Annotated in this window: 10 protein-coding genes; all 10 read left to right on the forward strand. The window is 73.4% G+C overall.

Features of this window, described 5'->3' with window-relative positions; all coding sequences use genetic code 11:
• Window positions 1–25 precede the first annotated feature (25 nt).
• The 10 genes from ASD10_RS09960 to ASD10_RS10005 all read left to right on the forward strand — a co-directional run bounded on the left by ASD10_RS09960 (window position 26) and on the right by ASD10_RS10005 (window position 14,062).
• Window positions 26–1,579, forward strand: coding sequence for an MFS transporter (locus tag ASD10_RS09960; protein ID WP_056607819.1), 1,554 nt, complete (start codon window positions 26–28; stop codon window positions 1,577–1,579).
• Window positions 1,580–1,585: 6 nt separating this feature from the next.
• Window positions 1,586–3,673, forward strand: a complete 2,088-nt coding sequence (locus ASD10_RS09965; protein ID WP_056607820.1) for a molybdopterin oxidoreductase family protein — start codon at window positions 1,586–1,588, stop codon at window positions 3,671–3,673.
• Window positions 3,670–5,148, forward strand: coding sequence for an FAD-dependent oxidoreductase (locus tag ASD10_RS09970; protein WP_056607823.1), 1,479 nt, complete (start codon window positions 3,670–3,672; stop codon window positions 5,146–5,148). The genes ASD10_RS09965 and ASD10_RS09970 overlap by 4 nt, the downstream gene beginning before the upstream one ends.
• A gap of 45 nt (window positions 5,149–5,193) precedes the next feature.
• The gene (gene nirB, locus ASD10_RS09975; RefSeq protein ID WP_056607825.1) at window positions 5,194–7,800 is read left to right on the forward strand and encodes a nitrite reductase large subunit NirB; all 2,607 of its coding nucleotides are present in this window, start codon (window positions 5,194–5,196) and stop codon (window positions 7,798–7,800) included.
• Window positions 7,797–8,162: a nitrite reductase small subunit NirD gene (gene nirD, locus ASD10_RS09980; RefSeq protein ID WP_056607826.1), complete on the forward strand. Its 366-nt coding sequence runs from the start codon at window positions 7,797–7,799 to the stop codon at window positions 8,160–8,162. Before nirB ends, nirD begins: the two co-directional genes overlap by 4 nt.
• The gene (locus tag ASD10_RS09985) at window positions 8,159–9,280 is read left to right on the forward strand and encodes a uroporphyrinogen-III synthase (protein WP_235501803.1); all 1,122 of its coding nucleotides are present in this window, start codon (window positions 8,159–8,161) and stop codon (window positions 9,278–9,280) included. Before nirD ends, ASD10_RS09985 begins: the two co-directional genes overlap by 4 nt.
• A complete protein-coding gene (locus ASD10_RS09990) occupies window positions 9,277–10,032 on the forward strand; it encodes a sirohydrochlorin chelatase (protein ID WP_056607828.1) in 756 nt (251 codons plus the stop codon). The genes ASD10_RS09985 and ASD10_RS09990 overlap by 4 nt, the downstream gene beginning before the upstream one ends.
• Window positions 10,033–10,321: 289 nt before the next feature.
• Window positions 10,322–11,047, forward strand: a complete 726-nt coding sequence (locus tag ASD10_RS09995; RefSeq protein WP_056607830.1) for a sirohydrochlorin chelatase — start codon at window positions 10,322–10,324, stop codon at window positions 11,045–11,047.
• Between the two features lie 73 nt (window positions 11,048–11,120).
• Window positions 11,121–13,622 carry a DNA translocase FtsK gene (locus ASD10_RS10000; RefSeq protein WP_082556132.1) on the forward strand — a complete coding sequence of 834 codons (2,502 nt, stop codon included), beginning with the start codon at window positions 11,121–11,123 and terminating at the stop codon, window positions 13,620–13,622.
• A complete protein-coding gene (locus ASD10_RS10005; protein WP_056607832.1) occupies window positions 13,622–14,062 on the forward strand; it encodes a hypothetical protein in 441 nt (146 codons plus the stop codon). Before ASD10_RS10000 ends, ASD10_RS10005 begins: the two co-directional genes overlap by 1 nt.
• The last annotated feature ends 15 nt before the right edge of the window (window positions 14,063–14,077 follow it).

Raw genomic sequence — 14,077 nt, forward strand, 5'->3', positions numbered from 1 at the left:
GGGTCGCCGACCTCCGGAGCGTCCCATGACCAGCACCGTCACCAGCCCTCCCGACCAGCAGTCGGCCCCGCCTCCCGCGACGCGACGCCGCACCGGTCGCTGGATCGACGAGTGGGACCCGGAGGACCCCGCCCAGTGGCAGGCCGGGGGCCACCGGGTCGCCCGCCGCAACCTCGTCTGGTCGGTGTTCGGCGAGCACCTCGGCTTCTCGGTCTGGCTGCTGTGGAGCGCGGCTGCGGCGCTGCTGGCCAAGGTGGGCTTCGCGTTCTCGCCGCTGCAGCTGTTCTGGCTCATCGCGGTGCCGAACCTCGTCGGCTCGCTGCTGCGTCTGCCCTACACGTTCGCGGTCCCGAAGTTCGGCGGGCGCAACTTCGCGGTGTTCAGCGCCCTGATGCTCGTGGTGCCGACGCTGCTGTTCGCGTACTTCGTGCAGCGGCCCGAGACGCCCTACTGGGTCTTCGTCGTCATCGCGGCGACCGCCGGCGTCGGCGGCGGCAACTTCGCGTCGTCGATGGCCAGCATCAACTTCTTCTTCCCGGCACGGCTCAAGGGCACGGCGCTGGGCCTCAACGCCGCGGGCGGCAACCTCGGCGTCGCGGTGATCCAGTTCTTCCTGCCGATCATCGTGGGCGGAGCAGGCGCGTTCGGCCTGGTGAAGGCCAGCGAGAGCGGCATCGTGCTGGAGCGTGTCGGCTACCTCTACGCGGCGCTGGCCGTCGTCGCGGCCCTGACCGCGTACTTCTTCATGAACAACCTGTCGGCGGCGTACTCGAGGCCGCGCGAGCAGCTCGCGGTCGTCCGCTACCGGCACACGTGGGTCATGTCGTTCCTGTACATCGGCACGTTCGGCTCGTTCATCGGCTACTCCGCCGCCATGCCGCTGCTGATCAAGATCAACTTCTTCAACCAGCCGGTCCCCACGATCCCCGGCATCGGCATCAACTTCGCGTTCTACGGCTTCCTCGGGGCACTCGTGGGCTCGCTGATGCGTCCGCTGGGCGGCTGGATGGCCGACCGGCTCGGCGGGGCGCGCGTCACCCTGCTCGCGTTCGTCGGGATGATCGTCGGCACCGTGCTCGTCATGGTGTCGCTCGCGGCGCTCGACCCGGTGCCGAAGGCTCCTGCCGGCGCCCCCGCGCCCGATCCGGCGACGTTCCAGTACTCCGACGCGGTCCGCGCGGCCGTCGACCACAACTCCGACGTCTTCCCGTGGTTCCTGGCCGCGTTCCTGCTGGTGTTCGCGGCGACGGGCATCGGCAACGGCTCGACGTACCGCATGATCCCGCTGATCTGGAAGGCGTACGCGACGCAGGCCGGTCCCGACGGGTCGCCCGAGCGCGTGGCGGCCGAGCGTCGCACCACCAAGGAGGCCTCCGCCGTCATCGGCATCGCCGGGGCGATCGGGGCCCTCGGCGGCTTCCTGATCCCGATCACGTTCAGCGCCCCGTGGATCTCGGACCCCGTGGACGCCGTCAAGAGCGCCTTCGTGGTGTTCACGGTCTTCTACGTCGTGTGCCTCGCGGTCACCTGGGTGTTCTACCTGCGGCCGCGCTCGGTCATGGCGAAGGCGGGGGTCTAGCACCGCATGACCGACACCCACTGCCCCTACTGCGCCCTGCAGTGCGCCCAGGTCGTGACGGCCGGCGACCCCGTGTCGGTCGCGGCCCGGGCGTTCCCGACCAACGTCGGCGGCATGTGCCAGAAGGGGTGGACGAGCGCCGACGTGCTGCGGGTGCCCGATCGCATCACGTCGCCGCTGCGACGGGTCGCCGACGGCGGCTTCGAGGTGGTGAGCTGGGAGGTCGCGCTCGACGAGATCGCGGCCCGCGTGCGGGCGATCAGCCAGCAGGACGGGTCCGACGCGATCGCGGTGTTCGGCGGCGGCGGGCTGACCAACGAGAAGGCCTACCAGCTCGGCAAGTTCGCGCGGCTGGCGCTGCGCACCCGCCACATCGACTACAACGGGCGCTTCTGCATGTCGTCGGCGGCGGCCGCCGCCAACCGCTCGCTCGGCATCGACCGCGGCCTGCCGTTCCCGCTGACCGACGTCGCCGACGCGGACGTCGTGGTGCTGTTCGGCAGCAACCTCGCCGACACCATGCCGCCCGCCGTCCAGCACCTCGGGCCGGTGCGGGAGCGGGGAGGGCTCGTCGTGGTCGACCCGCGCCGCAGCGCCACCGCGCGGCTGACCGACGACGGCGCCGGCGAGCACGTGCAGCTCGTCCCGGGCACCGACCTCGTGCTGGCGCTCGGCCTGCTGCACGTCGTGCTGGCCGAGGGCCTCGCCGACGACGCGTACCTCGCCGCCCGGGTCGACGGGGTCGAGGACGTCCGGCGCAGCGTCGCGGAGTGGTGGCCCGAGCGCGTCGCCGCGACGACCGGGGTGCCGGAGACCCAGCTGCGTCGCATCGCCCGCACGCTGGCGCACGCGAGCCCCCACCGCGGCGGGCGCGGTGCCTTCCTCCTGACCGGACGCGGCTCCGAGCAGCACGCCGACGGCACCGACACCGTCACGGCGGTCATCAACCTGGCGCTGGCCCTGGGCCTCGTCGGCGCCGAGCGAGGCGGCTACGGCGCCATCACGGGTCAGGGCAACGGCCAGGGCGGGCGCGAGCACGGCCAGAAGGCCGACCAGCTGCCCGGGTACCGCATGATCGCCGACCCGGCGGCACGTGAGCACGTCGCGGCGGTGTGGGGCGTCGACCCCGACGTGATCCCCGGACCGGGCGTCCCCGCCGTCGAGCTGCTGACGAGCCTGGGGCAGCCCGGCGGCCCCCGGGCGCTGTTCGTGCACGGCAGCAACCTCCTGGTCAGCGCGCCCGACGCGGACGTCGTCCGGCGTCGCGTCGAGGCGCTCGACCTGGTCGTGGTGTGCGACTTCGTGCCGTCCGAGACCGCGATGCTGGCCGACTACGTCCTGCCGGTCACGCAGTGGGCCGAGGAGGAGGGCACGATGACGGGTCTCGAGGGACGTGTGCTGCGTCGTCGCCGGGCCGTCGCACCCCCGCCCGGCGTCCGGTCCGAGCTCGAGGTGTTCGCCGAGCTCGCCGCCCGGCTCGACGCACCCGGCACGTGGTCGACCGACCCGCGCGAGGTCTACGACGAGCTGCGGCGCGCGAGCGCGGGCGGCCGGGCCGACTACGCCGGCATCTCGTACGACCGCCTCGACGCGGGGGAGGCGCTCTACTGGCCGTGTCCCGACGAGCAGCACCCCGGCACCCCACGACTGTTCGCCGACGCGTTCCCGACCCCGTCGGGCCGCGCGCGAATGGTGGCGGTGCGGGCCGTCGGCCCCGACGAGCCGTTGCGCGCCGAGGCGCCCGTGTGGCTCGTGACCGGCCGCGTGCTGCAGCACTACCAGTCGGGCGCCCAGACGCGCCGTGTCGCGCGGCTCAACGACTCGATGCCGTGCGCGTACGTCGAGATCAACCCCGTGCTGGCGTCACGGCTCGGGCTGGAGGGCGTCGAGGACGTCCGGATCACCTCGAAGCGCGGCACGATGGTCGCGCAGGCCCGCATCAGCGCCGACATCCGGCCCGACACGGTCTTCGTGCCGTTCCACTTCGCCGGCGACGGCATGGTCAACGCCGTGACGAACGCGGCCACCGACCCGGTCTCCGGCATGCCCGAGTTCAAGGTCTGCGCCGTGCAGGTCGCGAGGGCCGGCGCGTGAGCGGCACGCGGGTCGTCGTGGTCGGCGCCGGCATGGTCGGCAACCGGTTCGCCGACGAGCTGGGCCGTCTCGCGCCGCACGTCGAGGTCGACGTGCTGGGCGACGAGTCGTACGAGCCGTACAACCGCGTCATGCTGACCGAGCTGGTGGCCGGCCGGATCGACCTGGCGGGCCTGACGCTCCCGACCCCCGACAGCGGGCGCGTGCGGGTGCGCGCGGGGGTGCGGGCGCTCGGGATCGACCGCGCGCGACGCACCGTCGTGACCGCCGACGGCGACTTCGACTACGACGTGCTGGTGCTCGCGACGGGGGCGCGCGCCCGTGTCGTGGACGTCGCGGGGCTGCGCGACGGGCTGCCGCGGGGCGTGCACGTGGTGCGCCGGCTCGACGACGCGCGCGACATCACCGCCGCCGCGCTCAACGCGTCCCACGCCGTCGTCGTCGGCGCGGGTCCGCTGGGCCTCGAGACGGCGTGCGCCCTGCGCCACCGCGGTGTCGGCGTCGCGCTCGTCGCCTCGTCGGCCGGCGTGCTGGGACGCGACCTCGACCCCGAGGTCGCCCGGGTCGTCGCCGACCACGCCGGGACGCTCGGCATCGACGTCGTGACGGGCGCGGCCCTCGCCTCGGTCGGGGTGCGGGAGGGGCGCGTCGACGCCGTGCGCCTCGACGACGGACGCGGCCTGCCGGCCGAGCTGGTCGTGCTGGCCTGCGGATCGGCCCCCGACACGGCGCTGGCCGCCGAGGCCGGCCTCGAGACGAACGTGGGCGTCGTCGTCGACGACGGCCTGCGCACCAGCGACCCGTCCGTGTTCGCGATCGGCGACTGCGCCGAGACGCCCGCCGGCGTCAGCGGACTCGTCGCGCCCGGGTGGGACCAGGCCCGTGCGCTCGCCCGGAGCATCGCCCGCGGCGAGGAGGTCGGCCTTCCCCCGATCGCGGGGTCCGCGATGCGTCTGAAGGCCGTCGGCATGAGCGTCGTGACGATGGGCGTGCGGTCGTCGACGGCCGGTCCCGACGACCGGGTGGTCTCGCTGTCGGACCGGCGGGCGCACCGGCACGTCGAGCTCGTGACGCGCGGCGACACCCTCGTCGGCGTGACGTGCGTCGGCTCGCCCGACCTCGCGTCGTACCTGTCGACGCAGTTCGACCGCCCCGGCATGCTGCCGGCCGACCCGATGCAGCTGCTGATGGGTGCCTCGACGTCCGGGGCCGCCGAGAGCTCCTCGCCGACCACGATGCCGGCGGCGACGACGGTGTGCCGGTGCAACGGCGTCACGAAGGGCGACCTCGTGCGCGCCTGGGACACCGGAGCGACGTCGGTCGCGTCGCTGGCGGGCGCGACGCTCGCGACGACGGGCTGCGGCGGCTGCACGCAGCTCGTCTGCGGCATCGTCGACTGGTTGCGGACGACCGATCCCGCACCCGTCTCACACGGGTCCGACGAGGTCCGTGAGACAAACGTTCCGACGAGGTAACACGCGCATCGCCGTCATGACACACGCCGTTCCTACCGTCGGGACATGACGATCGATCAGCACGCCTCGCGAGGCGCCAAGCAGAAGCTCGCCGTCGTCGGAGCGGGCATGGTCGCCCACCGGCTCGTCGAGGCCCTCGTCGAGCGCGGGGCCGACCGGACGTGGGACATCGAGGTGTTCGGCGACGAGACGCGTCCGCCGTACGACCGCGTCGCCCTGACGTCGTTCTTCTCGGACCGCGACCCCGAGGACCTCCTGCTGGGCGATGGCAGCCTGTGGCGCCGTCCCGGAGTGCGCCTGTACCGCGGCTCGGTCGTCAGCCGCATCGACCGCGAGGCCAAGCAGCTGCACGCCCGCGGCACGACGTTCGACTACGACCGGCTCGTGCTGGCCACGGGCTCGTACGCCACGGTGCCACCCGTCGACGGCGCCGACCTGCCGGGCTGCTTCGTGTACCGGACGGTCGACGACGTCGCCGAGCTGCGGCAGTGGGTGCTCGACCGGGAGGCCGCCCTCGGCCGGAAGGTCAGGGGAGCCGTCGTCGGCGGGGGCCTGCTGGGTCTCGAGGCGGCCGGGGCCCTGACGGCGCTCGGCGCCGACACGACGGTCGTCGAGTTCGCCGAGTGGCTCATGCCGCTGCAGGTCGATCGCGCCGGTGGCGGCGCGCTGCGCCGCATCATCGAGCAGCTGGGCGTCTCGGTGCGCACCTCGACGGCGACCTCCAGGCTCAAGGCGGGCCGTGACGGCAAGGTGGCGCGCATGCAGTTCGCCGACGGCGAGCGGATCGCCGCCGACGTCGTCGTGTTCGCGACCGGCGTGCGGCCGCGCGACGAGCTGGCCCGGTCGAGCGGGCTCGAGGTGGGGGAGCGGGGCGGCGTGGTGGCCGATCCCGGCTGCCTGACGAGCGACGACTCGATCTTCGCGATCGGCGAGGTCGCGCAGATCGCCGGACGTGTGTGGGGGCTGGTCGGCCCGGGCTACACGATGGCCGAGGTCGTCGCCGACCGCCTGCTCGGCGGTACCGCGACGTTCGACGGAGCCGACCTCTCGACCAAGCTCAAGCTGCTCGGCGTCGACGTCGCGAGCTTCGGCGACGCGTTCGCGGCGACCAGCGGCAGCCTCGAGGTCGTCTACGCCGACCCGACGGCGGGCGTCTACAAGAAGCTCGTCATGAGCGACGACGCGCAGACGCTGCTGGGCGGCATGCTGGTCGGCGACGCCGGCGCGTACACGAACCTGCGGCCCATGGTGGGTCGCGCGCTGGGCAGCGACCCGACGGGTTGGCTCCTGCCCGAGGGCACGGAGGCGCCGGGGGCGGGCGCGGCGCTGCCCGACGACGTCACCGTCTGCTCGTGCAACAACGTCACGGCCGGTCAGGTCCGCTGCGCCGTCACCGAGCAGGGCTGCACCGACCTGGCCGGCGTCAAGGCCTGCACCAAGGCCGGCACGAGCTGCGGGTCGTGCGTGTCGCTGGTCAAGAAGCTCGTCGACGTCCAGCTCGCCGAAGCCGGCATCGAGGTCAGCAACGCCCTGTGCGAGCACTTCGCGGTCACCCGTGCCCAGCTGTTCGACATCGTCCGGGTCAGCGAGATCTCGACGTTCAGCGAGCTCGTCGCCCAGCACGGCACGGGCCAGGGCTGCGACATCTGCCGTCCCGTCGCGGCCTCGATCCTGTCGACCCTGCGCCACGGGCACGTGCTCGACGGCGAGAACGCGGCGCTGCAGGACACCAACGACCACGTCATGGCCAACCTGCAGAAGGACGGCACGTACTCGGTGGTCCCGCGCATCCCCGGGGGCGAGGTGACGCCGGAGGGGCTCGTCGCGATCGGGCAGGTCGCGGTCGAATACGGCCTGTACACCAAGATCACGGGCGGTCAGCGCATCGACCTGTTCGGCGCGCGCATCGAGCAGCTGCCCGCGATCTGGAAGCGGCTCGTCGACGCGGGGTTCGAGTCGGGCCAGGCGTACGGCAAGTCGTTGCGCACCGTGAAGTCGTGCGTCGGTCAGTCGTGGTGCCGCTACGGGGTGCAGGACTCCACGACGCTCGCGATCGACCTCGAGCTGCGCTACCGCGGGCTGCGGTCGCCGCACAAGATCAAGCTGGGCGTCTCGGGCTGCGCGCGCGAGTGCGCCGAGGCCCGCGGCAAGGACGTCGGCGTCATCGCGACCGACCGGGGCTGGAACATGTACGTCGGCGGCAACGGGGGGTTCACGCCCCGGCACGCCCAGCTGTTCGCCGAGGACCTGACGACCGACGAGCTGGTCCGGGCCATCGACCGCTTCCTGATGTACTACGTGCGCACCGCCGACCGGCTGCAGCGCACCGCGCCGTGGCTCGAGTCGGTCGAGGGGGGCATCGACGCGGTCCGCGCCGTGGTGCTCGACGACAGCCTCGGCATCGGAGCCGACCTCGACGCCGCGATGGCCTCGCACGTCGACGACTACGAGGACGAGTGGGCCGCGACGCTCGCCGACGAGCAGAAGCTGCAGCGGTTCGCGTCGTTCGTGAACGCCCCCGACACGCCGGATCCCGACCTCGCCTATGTTGAGGAGCGCGGCCAGCGACGTCCGGCCGACGAGGCGGAGCGTGCCGTGCTGATCGCCGGCGCGAGCATCCCGGTGCGGACCACGACGGAGGTGACGGCATGACGACCACGGCGACCACGACGGCGACGACGACGGGCTGGACGCGGATCTGCCGGCTCGACGCGCTCGTGCCCGACCGCGGCGCCGCGGCGCTCGTCGACGGCCACCAGGTCGCGGTGTTCCGGCTCGGCGGCTCCGGCGACGTCCACGCCGTCGACCACCACGACCCGTTCAGCGGCGCCAACGTCATGGCCCGAGGGCTCGTCGGCAGCCGCGGGGGCGTCCCGACGGTCGCGTCGCCGATGCACAAGCAGACGTTCGACCTCGCGACGGGGCACTGCCTCGACGACGCGTCGGTCGCCCTGCGCTCGTGGCCCGTGCGGGTCGTCGACGGCTGGGTCGAGATCGGGAGCGGGACGGCGTGACGGCTCTCGGGCCGGTGCTCGCCGGCACCCGGGTCCTCGTGACGGCGCAGCGCCGGGCGTCCGACCTGTCGCTGGCCCTCGGCCGCCGGGGAGCCGAAGTCACGGTGGCGGCGTCGCTCGGCGTCGAGTCGCACATCGACGAGGACACGCTGCTGGCCCAGACCCGACAGATGATCGCGACGGGCACCGACGTGGTCGTCGTGACGACGGGCATCGGGTTCCGCGGCTGGCTCGACACCGCCGAGGCCGCGGGCATCGGCCACGAGCTGGTCGAGGCACTGCAGGGCGTGCGTCTCGTGGCCCGAGGGCCCAAGGCACGTGGTGCCCTGCAGGCCGCGGGCCTGACCCCCGACTGGGTCGCGGAGTCCGAGACCTCGGCCGAGATCGCCGACTTCCTGGTCGCCGAGGGCGTCGACGGCCTGTCGATCGCGGTGCAGCACCACGGGGCCGGCGACGACGGGCTCGAGAAGCGGCTCGCGGCGGCGGGCGGACGTCCGTTCGGCCTGGTCGTCTACCGCTGGGGCCCGCCGCCCGACCCGGCCGCGGTCGAGCGGTCGGTCCGCGACGCGGCGGCCGGAACCTACGACTCGGTTGTGTTCACGTCCGCGCCGGGTGCCTCGGCGTGGTTGTCGGCGGTGCGCGCGAGCGGGGTCGAGGACGACCTCAAGCGGCTCGAGCAGGAGCGACGCCTCGTGCTCGCCGCCGTCGGGCACGTCACGGCCGATCCGTTGAGGAGCGCCGGGTTCAACCCGCTGCTGCCCGAGCGCGCGCGGCTCGGCGCGCTCGTGCGCCTGCTCGTGATGCACCTCGGCGACGCCTCGGTGGGGGTGGCCACGGCGTCCGGCGCCCTGCGGGTGCGGGCGACCGCCGCGACGCTCGACCACGTCGTGCTGCCGGTGTCGCCCAGCGGCATGGCGATCCTGCGGCTGCTGGTCTGTGAGCCGGGCGTGGTCCGGTCGCGCGAGGAGCTCCTGGCCGTCCTGCCGGGGGAGTCGGACGACCCGCACTCGGCCGAGGTCGCCGTCGCACGGCTGCGCGAGGCCGCCGGACGTCCGCTCGTCCAGACCGTCGTCAAGCGCGGCTACCGCCTCGCCGTCAGCGAGGAGGTCACGCCATGACGACCATCGCCCTGGTGGCCACGAGCCACGGGACCGACGTCGCGGCGGCCCAGAGCGCGATCACGGCGCTCGTCGACGCGGTGGGCGAGGCGGCGCCGCACCTCGACGTGCGCGAGGCGTTCGTCGACGTCCAGCTGCCACGTGTCGACACGGCCCTTGACCTCGTCGACGGCCTGGCGGTCGTCGTCCCGCTCCTGCTCGCACCCGGCTTCCACGTGCGCGTCGACATCAACGGCGCGGCCCGGCGCGAGTGGGTCGTCGCGGCGGGCACCCTCGGCGCCGACGACCGCCTGACGGACGTCATGCTGCGTCGCCTGGCGCAGGTCGGGGCCACGCGCGACGACGTCGTCCTGCTCGGTTCGGCCGGCTCGACCGACGCCGACGCCCTAGGCAGCATCGACGAGGCGGCCGAGCGGCTCGCCGCCGCCTGGGGCGCCCCGGTGGCGGTCGGCCACGTCGGCGGCTCCGGCACGCCCATGGCCGACGTGGTCCGCGCGGCGACCCGCGAACGGCCCGGGCGGAGGGTCGTCATCGTCTCGTACCTCATGGCGCCGGGCTTCTTCCAGGGCCGCATGCAACGGTGCGGCGCCGACCTCGTGACGGGGCCCCTGCTCGACGGCGGGCCCGTCGCCGACGAGCTCGTCTCGCTCGTCCTCGACCGGTTCGCCGAGGCGGCCGAGGGCCTCGACTGGTCGGCCGGCGGACCGCCGCGCGCGTCCGCGGACCCAGTTGTAACCAAATCCGGCACCTGAGTTAACGACCTCGAAACAGCCGTCGGTGAGGCTGGAGGTGCTGGTGGGGAGACACCGGTCCGACGGTCGAGGGGGTGCACATGCTGGTCGATGTGACCCCGACGGCCCCGGCCCGATCGGACGCCGTTCACGCAACGGCGCCGCACCTCGGGCGACCGGTCGCCACCAGCGGGGTGCGAGCTGCCGGCGGAACCAACGGGGGTGTTCCGTCGGCAGCTGCGCATCCGTGCGGCACGGTGACCACCGCGGACGTCTCGGGTTCCGCGGTCGGCCGGCTGCGGGGGAGCGTGTGAATCGCCGACTCGTCCTGTGCGCCCACGGCTCGCAGGATCCCCGCGGGCGCTCGGCGCTCGCGGGGCTCGTCAACGCCGTGCGGCGCGAGGCGAGCGACCTCGACGTCGTCGACGCGTTCGTCGACGTCCAGGAGCCCGGCATCGCCGAGGTGATCGGCGAGACCGCGGGCCCACGCGCCGTCGTGCCGCTGATGCTGGCCTACGACCGTCCCGTCGGGGTCACGATCGTCCAGGCCTCGCACCTCGACCCCGCCGTGGCGGTGACGGCACCGCTCGGACCGGACTGGGTGCTCGCCGAGGTCGGCGTGCGGCGGCTCTTCGAGGCCGGCGCCCGCTCGGACGACACGATCGTCCTGGCGGCCGACCTCGCCACCGACGCCCGCGCGATCTCCGACGTCGGCAAGGCCGCGCGGCTGCTGAGCGCCGTCTGGGGCGGGCGGGTGCACGTCGGGACGCTCGGCGGCCCCGACACGCCACTGGCCGACGCGGTCGACGTGGCGAGGGCGTACGGGCGGCGCGTCGTGGTGTCGAGCTACGTCCTCACGCGGGGGGCCGCCCACGACCGCATGGTCGACGCGGGTGCCGACGTCGTCACCGTCCCGCTGCTCGACGCGGGCCCGGCCGATCCGCGCCTGGTCTCGCTCGTGCTGGCCCGGGCGCGCTCGCGGGGCGGCTGGACGTCCGCCGATCCGGCGCCGCGCAGCCGCCTCGCCAGCTCCTGAGCCCACCGGTCGGCTGGAACCCGTTCCGCGTGCCTGCGGCGCAACCTTCGACCTGTGCTTTACCCTTTGGACCATGGCGACCCGAACGACTTCCCCGCCGCGCAAGCGGCCGTCCGGCAGCCAGGCCCGCAAGAAGCCGACCACGAGCAAGCGCAAGCCGCAGGCCCGCAAGCCTGCCGCCCGCAAGCCCGCGGCCAAGACCGGGCCTGGTCCCTTTGCCGTTGTCCTCACCGCGCTCCTGCGCGCCTCGACCGCCCTGTGGCTCGGCCTGGCCGGCATGGTCGGTGCCGTCGCGCGCAGCATCGGGCACGGCGCGCGCGACCTCGATCCCGAGCAGCGGCGTGACGGCATCGGCTTCGCCCTGCTCGCCCTCGGCATCGTCGCGGCGGGCTCGGTGTGGTCCGACATGCCCGGCGCGATCGGCAACGTCGTGCGCGACGTCACCGGCAGCGCCGTCGGCCTGCTGGCCTGGGCCGTCCCGATCCTGCTGATCGTCGTCGCGTGGCGCACCCTGCGCCACCCCGACCGCAACGGCCCCGTCGGCCGTCAGGTCATCGGGTGGGGCGCCATGAGCGGAGGCATCCTCGGGCTCGTCCACATCGCCCACGGCGTGCCGCGTCCCAGCGACCCCGACCCCGACGCGATGCGCGAGGCCGGTGGAGCCATCGGCTTCCTGTTCTCCGCGATCCCCATGGACCTGCTCAAGAGCGGCTACGTCGTGTCGCCGATCCTCGTGCTGGTCGTGGCCTTCGGCGTGCTGGTGGTCACCAACACCCCCGTCTACGCCGTGCCCGACCGCCTGCGCGAGCTGCGCGACCTCGCCGTGGGGCGCAGGGCCGACGCGGAGGAGTCCGAGCCGGCCGTCGAGCCCGCCAAGCGTCGTCACCCGCGCACGACCCCCGACGAGCCCTACGACAACCCGCTGGTCGACGGCCCCGACGACGTGCGGACCGAGCCCGCGCCCGCCCGCGTCTTCGAGCCCGAGCCCGTCGCGCCGTTCGTGCCCGACCTCGACGCCTACGACGACGAGCCGGAGCCCGAGGCCGAGGTCGAGCTGCCGCCCATGGAGCCGATCCCGGCGCGCGCCGAGCAGCTGGCCCTGTCGGGCGACGTCGTCTACTCCCTGCCCGACAGCACGATGCTGCGCGAGGGCTCGCCGCACAAGGCGCGCTCCAAGGCGTCCGACGACGTCGTCGCGCGCCTCACCGAGGTGCTCGAGCAGTTCCAGATCGACGCCGCCGTGACGGGCTACACGCGCGGCCCGACCGTCACCCGCTACGAGGTCGAGCTCGGCCCCGCGGTCAAGGTCGAGAAGGTCACGGCGCTGAGCAAGAACATCGCGTACGCCGTGGCGTCCAACGAGGTGCGGATCCTCAGCCCGATCCCCGGCAAGTCGGCGATCGGCGTCGAGATCCCCAACGTCGACAAGGAGATGGTCTCGCTCGGCGACGTCCTGCGCTCCGCCAAGGCGCGCAGCGACCACCACCCCATGGTCATCGGCCTCGGCAAGGACGTCGAGGGCGGCTACGTCGTGGCCAACCTCGCCAAGATGCCCCACCTGCTGGTCGCCGGCGCGACGGGCTCGGGCAAGTCGAGCTTCGTCAACTCGATGATCTCGTCGATCCTGATGCGCTCGACCCCCGAGGAGGTGCGCATGATCATGGTCGACCCCAAGCGGGTCGAGCTGACGGCGTACGAGGGCGTCCCGCACCTGATCACGCCGATCATCACCAACCCCAAGAAGGCTGCCGAGGCGCTGCAGTGGGTCGTGCGCGAGATGGACATGCGCTACGACGACCTCGCGAACTTCGGCTACCGGCACATCGACGACTTCAACAAGGCCGTGCGCGCCGGCAAGGTGCAGCTGCCGCCGATGAGCGAGCGCGTGCTGGCGCCCTACCCGTACCTGTTGGTGGTGGTCGACGAGCTCGCCGACCTCATGATGGTCGCCCCCCGCGACGTCGAGGACTCGATCGTCCGCATCACGCAGCTCGCGCGAGCCGCCGGCATCCACCTGATCCTCGCGACGCAGCGGCCGTCCGTCGACGTCGTGACGGGCCTGATCAAGGCCAACGTCCCGAGCCGTCTGGCGTTCGCGACGTCGTCGCTGGCCGACAGCCGGGTCATCCTCGACCAGCCCGGCGCCGAGAAGCTCGTCGGGCAGGGCGACGGACTGTTCCTGCCGATGGGCCAGAACAAGGCGATGCGCATGCAGGGCGCGTGGGTCACCGAGGCCGAGATCCAGACGATCGTCGAGCACTGCAAGACGCAGCTGCAGCCGACGTACCGCGAGGACGTCACCGCCGTCGCGGCCACCAAGCGCGAGATCGACGACGACATCGGCGACGACATGGACCTCGTGCTGCAGGCCATCGAGCTGTGCGTCACGACCCAGTTCGGCTCGACCTCGATGCTGCAGCGCAAGCTGCGCGTCGGCTTCGCGAAGGCCGGACGCCTCATGGACATCCTGGAGAGCCGCGGCATCGTCGGCCCGAGCGAGGGCTCGAAGGCACGTGACGTGCTGATCAAGCCCGACGAGCTCGAGCAGTGCCTCGCGACGATCCAGGTCGGCTGATGACCGACGACGCCTTCGAGATCCGCCGCCGCACCGGGCTGTACCTGCTGCTGGTGCTGCTGTGCCTGGCGCTGGCGGCGGGCTTCGGATGGGTCGCGTACGACCGCCAGCAGCCGCTCCTCGCGGTGCCGGCCGTCGTCCTGGTGCTGGTCGCGGGCACCCACGCCCGCGGTCTGCGCGACGCCCGCACGCCCCTGTTCGTCGCGGACGACCACGGGGTGCGCCTGCGCTCCGACCACGGCTGGGTCGGTCTGCTGTGGAGCGAGCTCGGCGAGATCAAGGTCGAGCCCCGCGAGGGCGTGCGCCACGACCCCCGGATCAAGGTCGTGAGCACCGACGGGCTGCGCTTCTACACGTCGCCGCTGGGCCTCGCCACGAACGTCTCGCCGGGCGAGGCGGAGATCCAGTTGGCGCGCCGCCGTGAGGCTGCCGCATACTGAGGAGTCGTTCCAGCC

Origin of the sequence: Aeromicrobium sp. Root472D3, from assembly GCF_001426485.1 — a bacterium.
Lineage (GTDB): Bacteria > Actinomycetota > Actinomycetes > Propionibacteriales > Nocardioidaceae > Aeromicrobium.